Origin of the sequence: Amycolatopsis arida (genome assembly GCF_900115565.1) — a bacterium.
GTDB lineage: Bacteria > Actinomycetota > Actinomycetes > Mycobacteriales > Pseudonocardiaceae > Yuhushiella > Yuhushiella arida.
The window spans coordinates 93,348-113,637 of sequence record NZ_FOWW01000009.1; the positions used below are offsets into that span (position 1 = coordinate 93,348).

Here is a 20,290-nt window from a genome sequence, read left to right on the forward strand (position 1 = left end):
ACCTGTGCCGGCGATGCTATCCGCCGTCGCCACGCTCCCGCGGGTGCGTCACCTCACGTTCGGCTGTATCGATTCCACTTGCGTGTGCGCCGTCACTCGACTCGGCGACCGGCACGTCGAACGCCCGCCCGAGCGTGACCACCGCGGCGTCCAACTGGCCGAGGCTGGACAGCACGGCCCGCCGCCGCGGGTCGTCGGTCTCGTCCGCCGGCGGCGCGTCACCGGCGGGCACCAGCTCCGCCCGGCCGGCCGACCCCGGCGCGCGGACCACCTCCAGCAGCCTGTCCAGGTTGCGCCGGATCCGCTCGACCCGCTCGGGCAGCCGGTCGTCGCCGGCCAGCAGGCCGGGCTCCGCGCGGGCGGCGACGTGCCGGGCCCGGAACGCGATCGCCTCCAGCGTGGTGAGCACGTACCAGCCGAGGTCCCGGCGCGCGCCGCGCACGTTGATCGGATGGGTGAGCGGCTCCACCGTGCCGCGCACCCGCTCCACGCCGCGGTCGAGCGTGCGGGACAGCTCGATCAGACTCAGGTTCCGGGTGCCGGCCAGCAGGTCGGCACCCTCGTCGAGGAAGGTGCGCAGGTCGGCGAGCACGTCGGCGATGTCGGCGAGCATCGCCGACCGGGTTCGGACCGGCACGATCACGACGGCCGCCAGCACCCCGGCGGCCACGCCGACCGCCGTCTCCGCCAGCCGGATGCCGAAGACGCCGTAGCTGAACGTGCCCAGCAGGCTGTACAGCAACCCGAGCATCGTGGTCATGAAGAACGTCATCACCCCCTGCGCGACCCGTGCGGTGTGCACCATCCCGAACACGCACACCAGGATCAGCGCCACCGTGGCCGCCGTGTTTCCGCCGACCAGGAGCGCGGCGAACACCCCGCCGAAGATCCCGGCCAGGGTGCCGGCCAGCCGGCGCACACCCTTGACGAACGTGGCGCCGGTGGTGGACGAGCCGAGGAACACCACGAACACGGTGAGCACCGCCCAGTACCACCGCTGCGGAGACACCAGCTCACCACCGACCATGGCCAACCCACCACCCACCACCGCCTGCACCGCACTGCGGAGATACCCGCCCCGTACCACCCCCGGCGTGTTCACCGCCCCCGTCGGCGTGTTCGCCGTCCGCGCCACCGCGTTGGCCGGCTGCGTCGGGGTGTCCGATACGTTGGGGCTGTCCGGACCGTCGGGGACGTTCGGGCTGTCATCGCCTTCCGCGCTGTAGTCGCGTTCCGCGATGCGCTGGGCGTTGACGTCGGCGAGCGCCAGCTCGGCGATCGCCCTGTGCAGCTCGTCGCCGGGCCGCCGCCGCGCACCAAGCCGGCTGCCCTCCACCAGCATCCGGCTGAACTCATCGGTGGCGCTGATCAGCGGCAGCTCCTTCGGGTCCCGCTCGATCAGCGCGTCCAGCCGGCGCAGCGCGGTGACCAGCTCGTCGCGCTGCGCGGCGGTGAGCTCCTCCCGGCACGTGCGCCGGGTGGTGATCGACAGCCACTGTGCGGCCAACTCGACCTCGATCGCCCGCCGGCGCAGCAGCCCCGCCGCCCGCTCGTCGGCGTCGGCCTCGCCGGCGGAGCTGGGCGCCTTGGCGGTGTCCGATGCCGGCTCGGCGGTGAAGAGTGCGTCGGCGGTGCCGGATGCCGCCTCAGCGGTGAAGAGTGCGTCGGCGGTGTCCTCGATGAGCAGCACGCACTCGTGCAGCCGGGCGTCGGCGCGGCGCAACTGCCGGCCGGCTCGCCGCCCGCCGCCGGCGGCGAGGTAACCGGCCGCGGCCCGCGCCACGGCGCCGAGCCGCGCCCGGAACGCGCGGCGGACCCGCAGCAGCTCCCGTTCCGGCCGGCGGGGCAGCACCGCGAACCGCACCAGGGCGTGCGCCGTCAACCCCACCACCAGCGCGAGCAGCAGCGAGGGGACCTGACCCACCCGGATCCCCAGGAACATCGCGAAGAAGAACAGGAAGAACGCGATCGAGCCGAGCGCCACCCCGCGCGGCCCGAACCGCTGCGCGTACACCGCGACGAAGATCAGCAGGACGAAGACCACGTTGTCCACCGGCGGGACGGCCGCGCCGAGGCTCGCCGCGGTCAGCGACACCGCCCCGACGACCACCGCCCACAGCAGGGTCACCGCCTGGCGACCCGGGGTGCGGTCGTTGACCGTGAAGGCTGGCATCATCGCGCTGATCGCGCCGACGAGCAGCACCCCCAGCGGCCAACCGAGCGCGCCGAGCACCGCCACCGCGATCACCACGCCCAGCACCGCCGAGGTGGCCACCCGCAGCCGCAGATACCCGGGGTCCGCCGCCGCCAGCCGGTCGACCACCCGCTCCCACGCCCGGTTCACACCCGCTCCTCGCTGCGCTCGTCGCCGGTGTTCACCGCGGTTGCCGTGTCGAATGGCGAGCTCGCAAGCTCGCTCGCGGACCGCTCCTCGCTGCGCTCGTCGCCGGTGTTCACCGCCGTTGCCGTGTCGAATGGCGAGCTCGCAAGCTCGCTCGCGGACCGCTCCTCGCTGCGCTCGTCGCCGGTGTTCACCGCCATTGCCGTGTCGAACGGTTCGCTCACCGGCCGTCTCCGGCCAGCAGCTCCACCTGCGCCAGTCGCGGCCGAGGGCGGGTGCACGCGGTGACCCGCAGCCGGTAGTGGCGAAACGCGGCCGGCTCGGGGACGCCGAACGCGCGGGTCTGCCGCCGCCAGCGGAACACCTGGTCGAGCCGCTCGTCGAGCACCGTCCACTCGGTGCCGTCGGCCGAGCCCTCCAGCACCCACGAGCTGGGGTCGCCGGCACGGGAGCCCGAGGTCAACGTGTACATCCGCAGCGGGGGACCGGATTCGGTGACGGTGAACTCGACCACCGGCGTGGCCGTGCCGAACCGCACCTCGGTACGGGTGGTGTCGTCGACCAGCGGCACCGGGTCGGTGCCGTCCGAGCAGCGCACGGTGGTGACCAGGTCGACCAGCGGCGCGGGCACGGCCACCGGCTCGTCCCGGTCGCCGGTGCCCCACGCGGACGGCTCGGGGCCCATGTCGAACTCCAGCAGCCCGCCGCTCGCGATCGCGGAGTGGGGGAGCGTGACCGAGGTGTGCGGCGTGCCGTTGACCCTCAGCCCCTGGACGTAGATGTTGCGCGGACCGTTGTTCGGTGCGCTGATTACCAGCTCGTTTTCGCCCGGCAGGTGGACGGTGGCCCGGGTGAACAGCGGCGAGCCGACCACGTACTCGGGGCTGCCGACCCGTAGCGGGTAGAGGCCGAGCGCGCTGAGGACGTACCAGGCCGACATCTCCCCGTTGTCCTCGTCGCCCGGGTAGCCCTGGCCGATCTCGCCGCCCAGATACAGGCGGGACAGCACCTCCCGCACCACGGCCTGGGTCCGTGCCGGTTCCCCGGCCGCCGCATAGAGGTACGGGATGTGGTGGGAGGGCTGGTTCGAGTGGCCGTACTGGCCCATCCGCACGTCCCGCGCCTCGCTCACCTCGTGGATCACCGCGGCGTAGTCCCCGGGCGGGCCGCCCCGCTCCGGCACCCGGAAGAACTCGTCGAGCTTGGCCACCAGCGCCGCCCGCCCGCCATGCAGGGCGGCGAGGCCCGCCGGGTCGTGCGGGGCGGCGAACGCGGTGTTCCATCCGTTGGTCTCGGTGTAGTCCGGACCCCAGTGCCGCGGGTCGTAGGTCTCCGGCGCGTGCCGCCACCGGCCGTGCGCGTCCCGGCCCTGGAAGAAGCCGATCCGCCGGTCGAAGTGGTGCACGTAGTGCCGGGCCCGGTGCCGGAAGTACTCGGCGTTGTCGCGGTACTCGGCCCGGCGCGGGTCGTCCGGCTCGGCGGCCTCGAACAGCGCCCGCGACCACTCGGCCAGGCCGAAGTCGTTGACGCAGCCCTCCACCGCCCACGACAGGCCCTCCTTCGTGGTGGTGGGGGTGTGGCCGAGGAAGATCGACTCGGCGAGTCCCTTGCGGCCGACGTGCCGGTTCGGTGGGGTGACCGTGGCGTTGCGCAGGGCCGCGTCGTAGCCGGCCTGGACGTCGACGTCGCGCACGCCCTTGCCGAAGGCGTCGGCGAAGGCGACGTCGGAGCTGGTGCCGGTCATCAGGTCGGCGTAGCCGGGGGAGGACCACCGGGCGATCCACCCTCCCTCGCGGTACTGCTGCACGAACCCGTCGACCAACTCGCCGCAGCGGTCCGGGGCGAGCAGGGCGTAGGCGGGCCAGACGGTGCGGTAGGTGTCCCAGAACCCGTGGTTGACCGAGATCCGCCCGGGCAGCACCTTGGCGCCGGTGCGGGTGCGGGTGCTCGGCCACCACCGGCGAACCACAGGGCTGGCGTGCCGGTGCTCCGGCGCCGCGGCGGTGCCGGAGTTCTCGTGGCCGGAGTTGGGGTAGAGGAACAGCCGGTACAGCCCGGAGTAGAACGTGGTGAGCTGCTCCTCGGTGGCGCCCTCCAGCTCGACCCGGCCCAGCAGGTCCTGCCAGCGCGCGCGGGCCTGGTCGCGCACCTGGTCGAACGACAGCGCCGGCGGCAGCTCCAGCTCCAGGTTCCGCCGGGCCTGCGCCAGGCTGATCAGCGAGGTCGCGACGCGCATCGTCACCTCCGGCGCGGCGAAGGCCAGGTAGCCGGTCACCGTGCGCCAGCAGGGCCGGTGCATCCGGCCGCCGGCGCGGGCCGGCCGGTCGACGGTGGCGTAGACGAACATCCGCCGCGCGCCGGTGGACAGCCGGCTGCGGACCCACGTGTGCCCGGTGACCGTTCCGGTGGCCGGGTCGACGCGCAGCCCGCCGCGGTTGCGCACGTTGTCGAACAGCACGTGGCCGCCGTCTCCGGGGAAGGTGAACCGCAGAATGGCGCCGTGGTCGGTCGGGGCGAGGTCGGCGGTGACCCCGCCGGTGAACCGTACGCCGTAGTGGTACGGCCGATCGATCTCGTCCTCGTGCCGGAAGGCCAGCGCCCGCCGCCGCGGATCGTGCTCCACTTGGCCGGTACCGGGCATGACCTGGAAGGTGTGTCGGTCGCCCATCCAGGGGCTGGGCTGGTGGCTGAGCGCGATCGCCTGCAGCGCCGGCAGGTTCTCCTCGGTGTTGTGCTGATGGTAGGAGTACAGCCAGTCCAGGGCGCGGGCGTCGGTGATCGGGGTCCAGAAGTTGAACCCGTTCGGCACCGCGGTCGCCGGGATGGTGTTGCCCCGGGAGAACTGGCGGCTGGAGTGCGTGCCGCGGGTGGTGCGCACATGGTCGACCGCCGCCCGCGGCCGCGGCGCGGGCCGCTCGGCGATTCGGATGTCGTCCAGCCAGCCGGCGAGCTCGCCGGTGCCGGCCGGAGCGTCGGTGGTGAGCACGATCGCCCTCGCGGTGCGGCCGGCGGCGACGGCGCCGAGCCGGCAGCGGACGAGGTTCCACTGGTCGGCGTAGAGCGCCTTGGCCTCGCCCTGACCGCGCGCGGTGAGCGGGAAGCCGTACTGGTCGACGGCGCCCAGCTCGGCGAGGGTGGTGCCGTCGTCGAACTCGACGTCGAGCGCGACGTAGGTGGCGCGGTAGGTCAGCTCGGCGTCGAGCTCCGGCAGCACCACATAGGACAGCTCGGTGTGCTCGGTGACCGGCAGCGCGACGGTGAACAGCCCGGTCCTGGCCTGCCCGGCGGCCGAGGTGCGGTAGTGCAGCGCTCGCCGGCCGGTCCAGCCGACGCCGGGCTTGGCGGCCGGGGTCCGCGTCGGGCCCCTGTCCACGTGCACCCGCAGCCGGGTGCCGGTGCCCGGTGCCGGGTCGCCGTCCTCGAAGGAGGAGAAGAAGCCGCTCGCGGAGTCGCCCACGCGCCCACCGTAGTAGCGTGGAGCTACAGGTTCGCGGCGGCGTTGAGCGCGTCGAGGGCGGAACTCTGCCGCGCGGCGTCGGCGGTGTCGAACGGGCCGATCCAGACCAGGCCGATCTCGTCGGCCGCGCTGCGGCCGTGCCGCCAGAGGGAGCGGGCGTTGGCCCGGACGAAGTCGGCGTAGCGGGCGCGGGGGGAGTGAGTGTGGAGGTGGCCGAGGTTGCGCATGAAGATGCCCTTGAACTGGGGCCCGTCGGCGCCGCAGTGGTCGGGCTCGCAGGGTTCGCGCAGGATCCCGCCGGGGTGGATCACGGTGGTGATGGCCGCGCCGGCGATCCGGTGCGCGGTGGCGAGCAGGGTACGGTCCCCGGTGAGCCGGGTGAGGTCGGTGAGCGCGCCGAGGATGACGCCCTGGTTGTAGGTCCAGGTCGGCTGGCCGTTGTTGGCGCAAGCGTCGTCGAGCCCGTCGTTGACCAGCCCCGACGAGTTGATCATGCCGCTGGCCGCGAACCACGCCCAGCCACGGCGGGCCCACCCGAGGTACTCGGCGGCGGCGGGGCCGGGGGTGCGGGCGGCCAGCCGCGTGGCGACGGTGATGAAGAGCTCGTTGGTGATGGCGTTCTTGTAGCGGCGGTCCTTGTTCCACCACAGGCCGCCGCCGCAGACGTCGTCCCATCCGGTGAGCAGATCGGCGAAGATTCCGCGGGCGGTGGCGAGGTAGCGCGGGTCGCCGGTGAGATCGTGGGCGTTGATCCAGGTGAGCGCCCACCAGCCCTCGTCGTCGTAGTAGTGGTTGAGGAACCCGCCAGCGTGGTGGCGGTCGTAGGTGATGGCGGCGTGCTCGGCGCCGACCCGCAGCCCGTGGCGGCGGGACAGGTCGATCTCGGCGTTCAGCGCGTTGGCGGCGTTCCACCAGTTGGTGGTGTCGTACAGGCCGGTGGCCGGGTCGTACCAGCCGGCGAGGACGGTGCCGGCGGTGCGTGCCCACCGGCCGTACGGCGCGCCTGGCGCGGCGACCGCGACCCCCGACAGGACGAGGACCCCGGCCAGCGCCCCGACCAGGGCCCGCAGCGCACCTCGCACCTCGCTGATCCAACCAGGCCGTCACCGGCGGGTACACCGCCATTGCGGTGCGTGCCGCTCGTCGCGCATTCTCCCGGCCGATCGCGGTCGCTCCGAGCGGTACCCGGTCTTCAGCGCCGGTCGGCGAAGGCGTCGAGGGCGGCGCGCTTGCGGGCCTCCGCCGCCGTGCCGCCGGAGTGACCGGCATCGTCGAGGATGACGAGTTCGGCGTCGGGCCAGGTGCGGGCCAACTCCCAGGCGATGTGCAGCGGCGAGCCGAGGTCGAGCCGGCCGTGCAGGAGCACCCCGGGGATCCCGGCCAGCCGCCCGGCCTCGCGCAGCAGCACACCCTCCGGCAGCCACGCGCCGTGCGCGAAGTAGTGGGCGCAGATCCGCGCGCGAGCCAGCAGGGCCTCCGCCGGCCGGTCACTGAAGGAGTTCGGCCGCCCGTTCGGCTCGAGCGAGATCGTCGCGTCCTCCCAGGCGTGCCATTCGGCCGCGGCCCTCGCCCGCACCGCGGGGTCCGGGTCGGCCAACAACCGGTTGTAGGCGGCGATCAGGTCGCCGTCTCGGTCGGCTTCCGGCACTCCCGCCCGGAACCGCTCCCATTCCTCGGGGAACAGCCGGTACAGGCCGCGGTAGAGCCAGTCGAGCTCGGCGCGCCGGGTCGTGGTGACCGCGGAGACGACGATCTCCGACACGCGGTGTGGATGCCGCTCGGCGTAGGCGAGCAGCAGCGTGGAGCCCCACGACGCCCCGGACAGCAGCCACCGCTCGACGCCGAGGTGTTCGCGCAGTCGCTCCATGTCGGCCAGCAGGTGCTCGGTGGTGTTGACCGACAGGTCCGTGTCCGGGTCACCGGCGTTCGGCGTGCTGCGGCCGCAGCCGCGCTGGTCGAACAGCACGACCCGGTACCGGGCGGGGTCGAAGAACCGCCGGTGCCCCGGTGTGCATCCCGACCCCGGTCCACCGTGGACGACCAGCGCCGGCTTGCCCGCCGGGTTGCCACAGACCTCCCAGTACACCCGGTTGCCGTCGCCCACGTCGAGCATCCCGTGGTCGTACGGCTCCACCGGCGGATGCAACGGATCGATCACCGCACGCCTCCTCTAGCGTCGGACCCGGTACCTGAGGTGAAGGGCGCGGCGACCCTGGATGACGACTGGGTCGTCGAGGAGTTGGTGTCCGCGGCTCAGCTTCGTGAAGTAGGGGATCCCCTCGCCGAACAGCACGGGCACGAGGCTGACGCATACCTCGTCGACCAATCCGAGCTCGAGTGCTTGTTGAGAGACGCTGGCACTCGCGATGGTGACATCCCTGTCGCCCGCGACCTGCCGCGCGCGGGCGATCGCGACCTCGACGCCTTCGACGAACGTCGTTCTCGGCCACCGGTCAGCGTTCTCGGGCGGCTGATGAGTGACCACGATGACAGGGGCGCCAGTCGGGTGATGGTCGCCCCAACCGTCGGCGATGTCGAACAGGCGGCGGCCGGAGACGAGGGCGCCAGTGTTGGTGGTCCATTCACGGACCAGCTCCGCACTGGCGTCGTCGACCTCGAACGAGACGTGTTCATTGGGATTGGGGACGTTGACCTCCCCGGCTTCGTACCACTCGAAGAGTTCCGCGACGTGGTCATTTGGATCCGCGATGAAGCCGTCAGTGACATCGTCATGTGGCTGAACACCTTGCCCCCAATGGATTCCCTTCTGCTGCCCCGCGATCCGCGGGGATCCGACGAAGACGACGACCGCCGTCACTGTGACGTCGCACAGACGGCGACGAAATCGACACGGCTGAGAAGATGACCTTCGTCATCCACCAAGGAGCTCCGTGGCCGCTCGCGCGGCAGCTGTGGTCGGCTGCCGGTCGGCGGTCGTGGTCCGGATCGTTGTGAGGCGTGCGGCCGCGAGCCCCGACGAGTTCGCCCTCGGTCGGGATGAACGCCTCGGTTAGCTCCGCTGGGACACCACCCGAGCGAACCTCGGACAGGCGGTGCGGTCGATCGACGCCACCCAGCTCACCCAACATGATCACCAACTCGACGGCCGCACCCCTGGGCCAGTCGGCTGCAACGGCGGCGCGGTGTCCTCTGCGCTGTGTCACAGCCCGCGGCACTGGCCGGGGGCCGGGCCGTGCACCGTGTTGGGGTGGCCGTGGTTCACCGGGGGCGGGTCGTTGCCGGCGCAGGTCAGCGGGCCGCGGACGGTGCTGCCGGCGATCAGCGGCCCGGCGTTGCGGGTCAGCGTCACCGAACCGGTGATCCGGGCGGCTTCCACGGCCACGGTCCCGGTCACCCCGGTCAGCGCGATCGGGCCGGTCACCTCGGTGCGGTCCAGCACCACCGACGCGGCCCCGGTCGCGGTGACCGGCCCGGCGATGGACCCGCCGTGCGCGAGCAGCGTGGCATCGGGCGCCACCGTCACCGGGCCGCGGACAGTGGCCCCGGACAGGCACACCACGCCGGTGTCGGCGATCAGTGGTCCTTCGTGCGCTCCGGTGACGGTCCGGGTGCACGCCGGCCCCGGCCGGCCCAGCAGCTCCACCTCGGCGAGTGTGGCGCCGCCGCTGGTAACCTCCAGCCGGTAGTGCCGGTACCGCCCCGGGGCGGCCACCGAGAACGCCCGGGTCTGCGATCGCCAGGCGAACCGCTGGTCGGTCCGCTCGTCCACCACCGCCCACCGCTCGCCGTCGTAGGAGCCCTTCAGCACCCAGCTCACCGGCTCGCCCCGACCCGCCGGCGAGGTGAGCGTGTAGTGCGTCACCGGCATGCCGGCATCGGCCAACTCGTAGCCCACCCACGGGCGTTGCCCGGCCACCCCGACCTCGGTGACGCTGGTGTCGTCGAACAATCCGGCCACGTCGGTGCCGTCGCTGCCGGTGGCCGTGCCCCGGCCCGCGCCGGTCAGGTCGCGCAGCGGCGCCGGGGAAGCGGTGCCCCCGGTCAGCGACGGCGGGACGTCCCCCGGCCCGGTGCCCCATGCCGACGGCGCCGGCCCCATGTCGAACTCCAACAAGCCTCCGTCGGCGATGGCGGCGTGCGGCAACGACGTCGAGTGGTGCGGCTTGCCGTTCACCTTCAGGCCCTGGACGTAGACGTTGCGCGGGCCGTTGTTCGGCGCGCTGACCACCAGGTCACCGCCGGGCAGGTGGACGGTGGCCCGAGTGAACAGCGGCGAGCCGATCACGTACTCCGCGCTGCCCATCCGCAGCGGGTAGAAGCCGAGCGCGCCGAACAGGTACCACGCGGACATCTCGCCGTTGTCCTCGTCGCCGGCGTAGCCCTGGCCGATCTCGCTGCCCAGGTACAGCCGGGACAGCGCCTCCCGCACCAGTGCCTGCGTCTTCGCCGGCTGACCGACATGGGCGTACATGTACGGGATGTGGTGCGAGGGCTGGTTGGAGTGCCCGTACTGGCCCATCCGCACGTCCCGTGCCTCGCGCATCTCGTGGATGACGCCACCGTAGGAGCCGGGGAAGGTCGCGGTCTCCGGCGTCGCGAAGAACTCGTCGAGCTTGTCCGCCAGCGCCGCGCGCCCCCCGTAGAGGTTGGCCAGTCCCTGGCCGTCCTGCGGCACGGTGAACGCCATGTTCCAGCCGTTGGTCTCGGTGTAGTCGTGGCCCCACACCCGCGGGTCGTACTCCTCGGCCGGCACCCGCCAGCCGCCGTTCGGCCGGCGCCCCTGGAAGAACCCGATGCTCGGGTCGAACAGGTGCACGTAGTTGCGTGCTCGATCGAGGAAGTAGTCGGCGTTGTCGCGGTACTCGGCGCGGCGCGGGTCGTCGGGCGCGGCCTCGTCGAGCAGAACCTTCGACATCATGGCGATGCCGAAGTCGTTGAGGTAGCCCTCCAACGCCCACGACATTCCCTCGTGGGTGGTGGTGGGGGTGTAGCCGAGGAACACCGAGGTGTCCATGCCCTTGCGGCCGACCCCGGCGTGCGGCGGTCGCACCGTCGCGTTCTTGAGCGCCGCGTCGTAGGCGGCCCGCACGTCGAAGTTCCGCACACCCTTGCCGAACGCGTCGGCGAAGGCGACGTCGGAGCTGGTGCCGGTCATCAGGTCGGCGTAGCCGGGGGAGGACCACCGGGAGATCCAGCCGCCGTCCCGGTACTGCTGGACGAACCCGTCGATCATCGTGCCGGCCATGTCGGGAGAGAGCAGCGTGTACGCCGGCCACGTGGTGCGGTAGGTGTCCCAGAACCCGTTGTTGACGTAGATCTCGCCGTCGACGACCTTGGCGCCGGTCTCGGTCGGGGTGCTCGGGCCGACCGGTGGCGAGACCGGGCTGGCGTAGCGGTGCACCGGCCGCTCCGCGGTGCCGACGTTCTCGAAACCGGAGTTCGGGTACAGGAACAGCCGGTACAGGTTGGAGTACAGCGTCGTGAGCTGGTCGGCGCTGGCACCATCGACCTCGATCACCCCGAGCTTGGCGTCCCATGCGGCCCGTGCGGTGTCCCGGACGGTCTCCAGGGTGGCGCCGGGGGCGATCTCCAACTCCAGGTTCCGCTCGGCCTGCGCCACGGACAGCAGCGAGGTGGCGATGCGCATCGTGACGGTGCGCGACTGGCCGGCGTCGAACCGCAGGTAGCCGCGCACGTTGTCGCGGTCGTCGCCGGGCAGCCTCTCGCCCGTGGTGACCGGCCGGTCGAACGTGGCGTACACGAAGAGCCTGGTGGCGCCGGTGGACAGTCCACTCCGGACGTCGGAGTAGCCGGTGACCGTGCCGGTCTCGGGGTCGAGGGTGAGGCCGGCGTCGTCGTTGACGTTGTCGAAGATCAGGTTGGCGTCGTCTCCGGGGAAGGTGAACCGGAAGATCGCCGCGTGGTCGGTCGGCGCGAGCTCGGTGCGCACGCCGTTGTCGAACTCCACGGCGTAGTAGTGCGCCTTCGCCACCTCCTTGTCGTGCCCGAACGGCAACGCCCTGGCGGCGCGGCCGGCGTCCGGGACGCCCGCGGCGGTCGACGGCATCACCTGGAAGGTCTGTCGGTCGCCCATCCACGGGCTGGGCTCGTGGCTGACCGAGAACGCCTGCAGCGTGGGCCGGTTGGCGGCGTTGCTCGCCTCATGGAAGCGGTAGAGCCAGCTGGTGGAACCGGCGTCGGTCACCGGGGTCCAGAAGTTGAAGCCGTGCGGCACGGCCGTGGCGGGGAAGTTGTTCCCGCGGGAGAAGGTGCCGTTGGAGTGGGTGCCTCGGGTGGTGAGCACGTGGTCGGTGGGCCGAGCGTTCGCGGCTGGCGGTGCCGCGGGGGCCAGCCGGATGTCATCGAACCAGCCCTTCACCCCGCCGGGTCCGGCCGGGTTGTCGTAGCCGACGAGGATGCGGTCGACGGTCTTGCCGGCGGCGACCGTGCCGACGGTGGATCGGACGAGGTTCCACTGGTTCACCGCGAGCGACTTGGCCGCGCCCTGGCCGCGCGGCGACAGCGGGAAGCCGTACTGGTCGACCGCGCCGAGGTCGCTGAGGTAGGTGCCGTCGGTGAACGCGAGATCCACCGCGACGTGCGTGCTCGGGTAGGCCAGGTCGTCGGCGAGGAACTCGGGGAACACCGTGTAGGACAGCTCGGTGTCCGCGGCGACCGGCAGGTCGACGTCGAAGATCTTGTTGTACGAGTGGCCGGGGCCCTCGGCGACGTGGCTGCCGGAGTAGCGCAGCGCGCGCACCCCGGTGAAGCCGGCGTTGAACTTGCTGGTGTAGCCGTTGCGCGGGCCGCCGCCGGGGTGGCTGCGCATCGTCGGCAGCGGCGGTGGTGGCGGGTCGTCGTTGGCCAGCAGCAGCTCGGCCAGCTGGAGCAGCGGCTGCCCGTGGTTGCGGGTGACCTCGAGACGGTAGTGCCGGTAGGCCGGCGAAGGATTGATCCGGAACTCCCTGGTCTCGAACCGGGTGGCGAACGACTCGTCGGTGCGGCGGTCCAGCGACTCCCAGGTGGTGCCGTCGATCGAGCCGCTGAGCGTCCAGTCCCGCGGGTCGCGACCGGGAAAGTCGTTGGCCGAGGTCAGCGCGTACCGGGTGATCGAGGCGGGTTCCTCGAGGGTGAACCGCACCCAGCCGGTGGGCTCCCAGGCCAGCCACTTGGTGTCCGCGCTGCCGTCGACCAGGTTGGCGGCGACCTCCCCACCGCCGGTGTTCTCGTTGCTGGCGGCGATCTCGGTGATCCCGCCGCGGATGTCGCCGGGGACGGCGTTCGGGTCGGCGCCGGTGACGCCGTGCGCCTTCGGCTCGCCCGATGACAGCGTCTCCACGGTGTCCACCCAGGCTGGCTGGGGGTCGTCGGCCTCGAAGGACGAGGCGAAGGTCGCCACGGGCTGGGCCGCCGCCGGGACCGGCACGGCGACCACGACCGCGGACAGGAGCGCCGCGGACAGCAGTGAAGGGACGACCGGGCGGCCGAGAGTTCGTCTGGGCAGCGGGGAACGGAGCATGGCACCGGGCTTTCGCATCCGAACGGCAACGCGGGATGCGCCCGGCCCCCGACCGACTCGAGCGCCCCTGCAGACAACCGTCGTCGTGACATCGATGTCAAGAAGGCTCGACGATCCTGGCCGAAACCAGACAAGGACGGTTACCACGAATGACCGAACGCGCCGTATAACATCCTATACAGCGCGGCATTGAACGTGCCAACTTACTGGTCCAGTTCAATAACGAGCCCTAACAACACACCGCAAAGACAGGCAAGGCACTCCGGTGCGGGCATCCCCGGCGATGTCGGCCAGCGCCGGAAACTGCGCCCGGCTCAACTGGGCACTGAGGTGCCGACGCAGCGGCTCCTCACGGGCCGGTGCGGCCCGTGAGGAGCCCCGCTTCGCTGATCCGGATGTCGTCGCCCGACCGTCGCGTTCCCAGGGCTCGCGGGCGACGAGTAAGCCTGTGGGTCGCTGCCGAGATCCTCGAGCACACCGCGCGACCCGCTGACGTCATGGTCCGGCCAGCAGGTGGTGAGGTTGGCGAACGGCTCAGCGAGTTCAGCGAGTCACGAACTTGACGCTCGTCACCGGCGCCACGCCCGCGTATTCGTCGCCCGGCGGCACGGTGGCATAGCGACCCCCGCACTGTGGCGCCATGTAGAGCTCGGCGAAGGCGTCGGTGCGATTGTCGGCGACGTAGACGGCCCACTTCGTGTCGAGCTCGTGGCACTGGTCGTTCGCCGGGTCGGTGAGCACGAAATCTCCCATGGACGTGACGTACTCGAACTCGCCCGTCGCGGCGTGCGCGGGCGCGCTGGTCAGCGGAACCAGGGCGGCGGCGAGGGCGAGCGCGGCGAGGGAACGGCGACGGGACGGCATCGAGGCCTCCAGGGTTCGGTGTGCGGGTCCGGTCACCTGCCGGTATTGCCCTCTCCGCGACGGTCGTCACGACAGCGGCGCCGGAATCCACCGAAGGAGTGACGCCGCGGGCTCAACAGGTGGTCAGGAAGCGCTCCAGGACCCGGGCGCCGAAGCGCAGGCCCTCCACCGGCACCCGCTCGTCGACGCCGTGGGCCATGGCCCGGTACGGGAACCCCTCGGGCAGCCACAGCGGAGCGAACCCGTAGCACTCGATGCCCAGCGGGGTGAACGCCTTGGCGTCGGTGCCCCCGCCCATGCAGTACGGCACCACCACGGCCTCGGGGTCCTCGGCGCGCAGCGCGTCCGCCATCGCGTGGAACCACGGTGAGTCCAGTGACGCCTGCACCGGTGGCTGACGCGCGATGAACTCCCGCTCGATGTGCGGCCCCAGCAGCCGGTCCACCTCGCTCATCAGCGACGTCTCGGTGCCGGGCAGCACCCGGGTGTCGACCAGCGCTTCGGCCTCGCTGGGGATCACGTTCACCTTGTAGCCGGCGTCGAGCACGGTCGGCGTGGTGCTGTTGCGCACGGTGGACTCCACGAGCGCCGCGGCCGGGCCGAGCCTGGCCAGCGTCGCGTCCACGTCGCACAGGTCGACCTTCACCCCGAGCGCGGCGCCGGTGCGCACGAGGAACGCCCGCACGGTCGGGGTCAGGTACACCGGCCACTCGTGCTCGGCCAGCCGGTGCAGCGCGCCCACCAGCCGCACCACCGCGTTCTCGTCGTTGCGGCGGGACCCGTGCCCGGCGCGCCCGCGGGCGGTGAGCCTGAGGTGGGCGGTGCCCCGCTCGGCGGTGCCCACCGGGTACAGCCGCACGTCGCGGCCGTCGGTGGCGGGCACGTGGTAGGTGTAGGCGCCGGACTCGCTGATCGCCACCGCGCAACCCTCGAACAGGTCCCGATGCGCGGTGGTCAGCCAGTGGGCACCGAAGTCGCCGCGGTCCTCCTCGTCGGCCACGAACGCCAGCACCACGTCGCGGCGGGGTCGCCGGCCGGTGCTGGTGAGGGTCTGCACGACGGAGAGCACCATCGCGCAGAAGTCCTTCATGTCCACGGTGCCCCGGCCCCACAGGAAGCCGTCCCGGACCTCACCGGCGAACGGGGGCACCGACCAGTCGCCGGCCTCGGCGGGCACGACGTCGAGGTGACCCTGCACCAGCAGGGCTGGCAGGTCTCGGTCCGCGCCGGGGATCCTGGCGACCAGGTTGGCCCGGCCGGGGGCCGACTCGTAGATCTTCGAGTCGACGCCGGCGTCGGCGAGCACGCCGGCCGCGAACTCGGCGGCCGGCCGCTCGCCCTCGGCATCACCGCCGCCGCGGTTGGAGGTGTCGATGCGCACCAGTTCGGCGCACAGTTCCACGACGTCCGTACTAGCCATACTTTCCTTGCACCGCCCCTGCAGCTATGGCCGTCACGACCTTGAACGCCTTCATCGCCTCGGTCATGGTGGGCGCGTCGAAACCCACCCGGCGCACGTCCACCTGATCCACGGTAGGCACCACCGCCGCGGCCTGCGCGAGATGGCTGGCGTCGAACTCCACCTCGATCCGGTGCGCGATCGCGCGGGGCTCCCCGGAGCCCGCCATGACCATGCCGTTGCGGGCCGCGGTGGTGAGCCGTTCGGCGGTGCGGGCCGGCGGGTCGCAGATCGCGGCGTACCGGCTGACGCACTCCTTCACCGCGACCAGTTGGGCCTCCGGCGCGTACTCGGCGGCGTCGGCGCACGCCTTGTCGTCGCCGGTGACCGCGAGGACCGGCACGCCGTACTCGGCGGCGAGCGCGGCGTTGAGCCGGCCCTCGCTGGCCGGGACGCCGTCCAGCCACACCCCGGTGATCTGGTTCTCGAGGTAGGTGTGGGAGAGCACGCCGTCGCTGCCGGCACCGGCGTGGTAGCCGAGGAAGACGACGCCCTCGACGCCGGAGTCGATGCCCTGCATCATCGACAGCGGCTTGTGTCGGCCGGTGAGCATCCTCGCCCGCGGGTCGAGGTCCTCGAGCAGCAGGTTGCGCTGCGTGGAGTGGGCCTCGTTGACCAGGACGTCGGTGGCGCCGCCGGCGAACAGGCCGCTGATCGTGGCGTTGACGTCGCCGGTGAACAGCCGGCGGAACCGCTGCCACTGCTCCGTTCCGGGCACCACGTCGTCGGTCCAGGTGACGCCGGTGGCGCCCTCCATGTCGGCCGAGATCATGATCCGCATGGGGCCAACCTAGCCGCTAAAGTCACGGCTTGGCAGCGCTGGGCGGGAATTGTTGACTTCGGGCGGGCCTAAGTGGTTACTTTTCGGCTTCAAGGAAGCCCAGGGAGGATTCGGTGGTCATGATGCGTCTCTCCGGTCGGGCGCGCGTCCGGTCCATGATCGCGGTGCTGGCGGCGTGCCTGCTGGTCGCCGGCCCGTTCGTCGCGCCAGCGCAGGCCCAGCAGGACAAGGTGCTACGGGTGGCGCTGGTCCAGGAGATCGACCACCTCAACCCGTTCACCGCGAGCTTCGCCTCGAGCGCGATGGTGGGCCGGATGGCCTGGGAGTTCCTGACCCTGCCCTCGGCCGAGGACACCAGCCCGACGGGTGGGGTCGCGGAGAGCTGGCAGCCCTCACCCGACGGGCTGACCTGGACGTTCAGGATCCGCGAGATGACGTGGTCGGACGGGCAACCGGTCACCGCCGGGGACGCCGCGTTCACCCTGAACCGGATCATGACCGACCCGAAGGCGGCCGAGGCCAACGGCAGCTACGTCACCAACTTCGAGTCGGTGACCGCGCCGGACGACCGCACGCTGGTGATCAGGACGAAGATCCCGCAGTCCAGCATGACCGCGCTGGACATCCCGATCGTGCCCGAGCACATCTGGGGCGGCGTCGAGGACATGGCCGACCCGAGGACCGACGAGGTGGACATCGTCGGGGTGGGCAGCGGACCGTTCGTGCTCACCGAGTTCCGCCGCAACGAGGTCATCCGACTGAAGGCCAACCCGACCTACTGGCGCGGCCCCGCCAAGATCGACGAGCTGCAGTTCGTCAGCTTCAAGAACTCCGACATGGCGGTGAACGCGCTGCGCAACGGCGAGGTCGACTTCGTCAACCGGCTCACCCCGGCCCAGTTCGACGCGCTGCGGGACACGCCGGGCGTCGAGACCAACAAGGCCAACGGCCGCCGCTACCGCGACCTGCTGATCAACCCGGGCGCGCAGAACGCCGACCGGCAGCCGGTGGGTGACGGGCACCCGGCGCTGCGCGACGTGCGGGTGCGCAAGGCCATCGCGCGGGCGATCGACCCGCAGACGCTGGTGGACCGGGTCTCCGGCGGCTACGCGCAGCTCGGCGGCGGGCTGGTGCCGGCGCTGTACGCGAAGTACCACTACGAGCCGCCGGCGGACCAGCGCTACACCTTCGATCCGGCACGGGCCCGCGCGGAGCTGGACGCCGCCGGCTACCCGATGGGCCCGGACGGCGTGCGGGTGGGGCCGGACGGCCGGCCGCTGGAGTTTCGGCTGGTCGGCCGGGCCAGCGAGGACTACCAGCAGCGCGCCGCCGACTACGTCGTGAGCTGGCTGGGTGAGGTGGGCATCCGGGTGAACAAGCAGCTGGTGTCGGACAACGAGGTCAACGAGGTCACCTCGTCGGGCCACTACGACCTCGCGCTGTCCGGCTGGGGCACCAACCCGGACCCGGACTACGTGCTGTCGCTGCACACCTGCGACCGGCTACCGGTCGCCAGCGGGAGCAGCAGCAGCGCGTCGTTCTTCTGCGACGAGGAGTACGACCGGCTCTACGCCGCGCAGCGCGCCGAAATGGACCCGGAGAAGCGGGTGCAGCTGGTGAAGCAGGCGCAGGCCCGCTACTACGACCAGGTGCCGACGGTGATCCTGCAGTACGACAACGTGCTGGAGGCATACCGGTCGGACCGGTTCACCGGGTTCACCCGGCAGCCGGCGGACGGGCAGATCATGGAGCAGAACGGCTACTGGGGCTTCTACGGCGCGACCCCGGTCGACGCCGCGAGCGGCGGGGACGGCTCGTCCGCGGGCGTGTGGATCGCCGCCGGTGCCGGGGTGCTGGTGCTGCTGGTGGTCGGTGGCGTGGCGCTGACCCGTCGGCGGACGTCGGCCGAGGACCAGGAGTGAGCGAGCCGACGAGCGCCGGCGAGGAGGCGAGCCGGTGACCCAGGTGGCGTCCTCCGCGGTCCTCGAGGCCGAGGAGCGGGATCCCGACGAACGCCGGGGCGGGACCGGGACGGCCCGGTTCGTGCTCGGCAAGCTCGGTGGCGCGCTGGCCAGCCTGTTGTTGGTGGTGTTGCTCGGGTTCTTCCTGTTCCGGATGATCCCGGGTGACCCGGTGGCGACGATGACGAGGGACCGGCCGACCAGCCCCGAGCAGCTGGCCGAGCTGCGCGCCCGGCTGGGGGTGGACCGGCCGCTGGTCGAGCAGTTCCTGTCCTACCTGGGTGGGCTGCTGCGCGGTGATCTGGGAACGTCCTACGTGTTCAACCGGCCGGTCGGGGAGATGATCGCCGAGCGGTTGGGGGCGACGGTCCTGCTGGTCGGCACCGCCACGCTGCTGGCGGTGGCGCTCGGGCTGTGGCTGGGCGTGCGGGCGGCGTGGCGGCGGGAGAGCGTGTTCGACCGGACCCAGACCGGCATCGCGCTCACGTTGTGGTCGGTTCCGCAGTTCTGGCTCGGCATGCTGCTGCTGATCGCCACCCAGGGCTTCTTTCCCAGCCGGGGCATGCGCTCGCCGGACATCCCGGACAGCCTGGTGCTCCAGGCACTCGACGTGGCCCACCACCTGGTGCTGCCGTGCGTGACGCTGCTGGCCGTGGTGTACGCGCAGTACATGCTGGTGATGCGGTCGTCGCTGTTGGAGGAGATGAACGCCGACTACCTGACCACGGCGCGGGCGAAGGGGCTGCGCGACGACCTGGTGCGCCGGCGGCACGCGGTGCCCAACGCGCTGCTGCCGACGGTCACGCTGGTGTTCCTTCAGTTCGGGCTGGTGGTGTCGGGCACGGTGACGGTGGAGACGGTGTTCTCCTGGCCGGGGCTGGGCCTGCTGACGTTCGAGGCGCTGTGGGGCCCGGACCTGCCGTTGTTGCAGGGGTTGTTCGTGGTGTTGGCCGGATCGGTGGTCGTGATGAACTTTCTCGCGGAGCTGCTCTACCGCGTGCTGGATCCCCGGGTGCGGGCGTCATGAGCACGGCGACGAGTGCCAGGGCGATCACCTGGCAGCGACGGCGGGCCGCCGCGCGGCAGCTGTGGCGGGAGTTCACCGCGAACCGGGGCGGGCTGGTCGGCCTGTGCCTGCTGGGGCTGGTCGTGGCGCTGGCGCTGCTGGCGCCGGTGATCACCGACGAGTCCGGGTTGGACGTCACCCAGGCCACCGGGTCGCCGCTGCGGCCGCCGAGCGGGGAGTTCCCGCTGGGCACCGACGTCGACGGCCGCTCAGTGCTGCTGCTGACGTTGTGGGGCGCGCGGGTGTCGCTGCTGGTCGGGTTCTCGGCGACGTTGCTGTCGGTGCTCATCGGAACGCTGGTGGGCATCGCCGCGGCGCACTTCGGCGGATGGGTGGCCAACCTGCTGCTGCGGGTCACCGACTTCTTCCTGGTGTTGCCGTCGCTGATCCTGGCGATCGCGCTGTCGACGGTGCTGCCGCAGGGGATCCCGACGATCATCCTGGCGGTGGGGGTGACGTCGTGGCCGACGACGGCGCGGTTGGTGCGCGCGCAGACGCTGACCATCGAGAGCCGGCCCTACATCGAGCGGGCACGGGCGCTCGGCGGGGGACACCTGCACATCGTGGGCAAGCACGTGCTGCCCGCGGTGCTGCCGCTGGTGCTGGCCAACACGACGCTGGTGGTGGGGTCGTCGATCATCGCCGAGTCCACCCTGTCGTTCCTGGGGCTCGGTGACCCGAGCGCGGTGTCGTGGGGCTCGATGCTGCAGCGGGCGCTGCAGAGCGGCGCGGTCGTCGCCGGCGCGTGGTGGTACCTGTTGCCACCGGGCATCGCGATCGTGGTGGTCGTGCTGTCGTTCACCCTGGTCGGCCGCGCGTTGGAGACGGTGCTCAACCCGCGGTTGAAGGCGGGGCGGGCGTGACGGCGGAACTGGGAGGGC

At 71.9% G+C, this 20,290-nt stretch carries 13 protein-coding genes; 3 read left to right on the top strand and 10 right to left on the bottom strand.

Annotated features, from left to right (window positions below; translation table 11 throughout):
* Positions 1–16 precede the first annotated feature (16 nt).
* From BM051_RS22720 to BM051_RS22765, 10 genes are all read right to left on the bottom strand, one after another.
* Positions 17–2,344 carry an FUSC family protein gene (locus BM051_RS22720; protein WP_243859728.1) on the bottom strand — a complete coding sequence of 776 codons (2,328 nt, stop codon included), beginning with the start codon at positions 2,342–2,344 and terminating at the stop codon, positions 17–19.
* On the bottom strand, positions 2,341–2,565 hold the full coding sequence (locus BM051_RS22725) for a hypothetical protein (RefSeq protein ID WP_092534101.1): 225 nt from the start codon (positions 2,563–2,565) through the stop codon (positions 2,341–2,343). The genes BM051_RS22720 and BM051_RS22725 overlap by 4 nt, the downstream gene beginning before the upstream one ends.
* Complete coding sequence (locus BM051_RS22730; protein WP_092534104.1) at positions 2,562–5,798, bottom strand: GH92 family glycosyl hydrolase; 3,237 nt, start codon at positions 5,796–5,798, stop codon at positions 2,562–2,564. Before BM051_RS22730 ends, BM051_RS22725 begins: the two co-directional genes overlap by 4 nt.
* 23 nt (positions 5,799–5,821) lie before the next feature.
* Positions 5,822–6,880: a glycoside hydrolase family 76 protein gene (locus BM051_RS22735; protein WP_166677819.1), complete on the bottom strand. Its 1,059-nt coding sequence runs from the start codon at positions 6,878–6,880 to the stop codon at positions 5,822–5,824.
* Between the two features lie 110 nt (positions 6,881–6,990).
* Positions 6,991–7,956 carry a prolyl aminopeptidase gene (gene pip, locus BM051_RS22740; protein WP_424923305.1) on the bottom strand — a complete coding sequence of 322 codons (966 nt, stop codon included), beginning with the start codon at positions 7,954–7,956 and terminating at the stop codon, positions 6,991–6,993.
* A 12-nt stretch (positions 7,957–7,968) separates the two neighbouring features.
* Entirely contained in the window at positions 7,969–8,616 is a 648-nt protein-coding gene (locus tag BM051_RS22745) for a dihydrofolate reductase family protein (protein WP_208326004.1), read from the bottom strand.
* A gap of 342 nt (positions 8,617–8,958) precedes the next feature.
* Entirely contained in the window at positions 8,959–13,278 is a 4,320-nt protein-coding gene (locus BM051_RS22750; RefSeq protein ID WP_092534110.1) for a GH92 family glycosyl hydrolase, read from the bottom strand.
* Between the two features lie 543 nt (positions 13,279–13,821).
* Positions 13,822–14,142: a hypothetical protein gene (locus BM051_RS22755; protein ID WP_092534113.1), complete on the bottom strand. Its 321-nt coding sequence runs from the start codon at positions 14,140–14,142 to the stop codon at positions 13,822–13,824.
* A gap of 112 nt (positions 14,143–14,254) precedes the next feature.
* The gene (locus BM051_RS22760; protein WP_092534116.1) at positions 14,255–15,562 is read right to left on the bottom strand and encodes a M20/M25/M40 family metallo-hydrolase; all 1,308 of its coding nucleotides are present in this window, start codon (positions 15,560–15,562) and stop codon (positions 14,255–14,257) included.
* On the bottom strand, positions 15,555–16,382 hold the full coding sequence (locus BM051_RS22765) for a M55 family metallopeptidase (RefSeq protein ID WP_092534119.1): 828 nt from the start codon (positions 16,380–16,382) through the stop codon (positions 15,555–15,557). The genes BM051_RS22760 and BM051_RS22765 overlap by 8 nt, the downstream gene beginning before the upstream one ends.
* 155 nt (positions 16,383–16,537) lie before the next feature.
* Between BM051_RS22765 and BM051_RS22770 the strand changes: the two genes are divergently transcribed.
* Genes BM051_RS22770 through BM051_RS22780 form a run of 3 tightly spaced genes read left to right on the top strand, consistent with a single transcriptional unit; the run spans position 16,538 to position 20,272 of the window.
* Complete coding sequence (locus BM051_RS22770; protein ID WP_092534503.1) at positions 16,538–18,304, top strand: ABC transporter substrate-binding protein; 1,767 nt, start codon at positions 16,538–16,540, stop codon at positions 18,302–18,304.
* Positions 18,305–18,338: 34 nt separating this feature from the next.
* On the top strand, positions 18,339–19,370 hold the full coding sequence (locus tag BM051_RS22775) for an ABC transporter permease (protein WP_092534122.1): 1,032 nt from the start codon (positions 18,339–18,341) through the stop codon (positions 19,368–19,370).
* A complete protein-coding gene (locus tag BM051_RS22780; protein ID WP_092534125.1) occupies positions 19,367–20,272 on the top strand; it encodes an ABC transporter permease in 906 nt (301 codons plus the stop codon). The genes BM051_RS22775 and BM051_RS22780 overlap by 4 nt, the downstream gene beginning before the upstream one ends.
* The last annotated feature ends 18 nt before the right edge of the window (positions 20,273–20,290 follow it).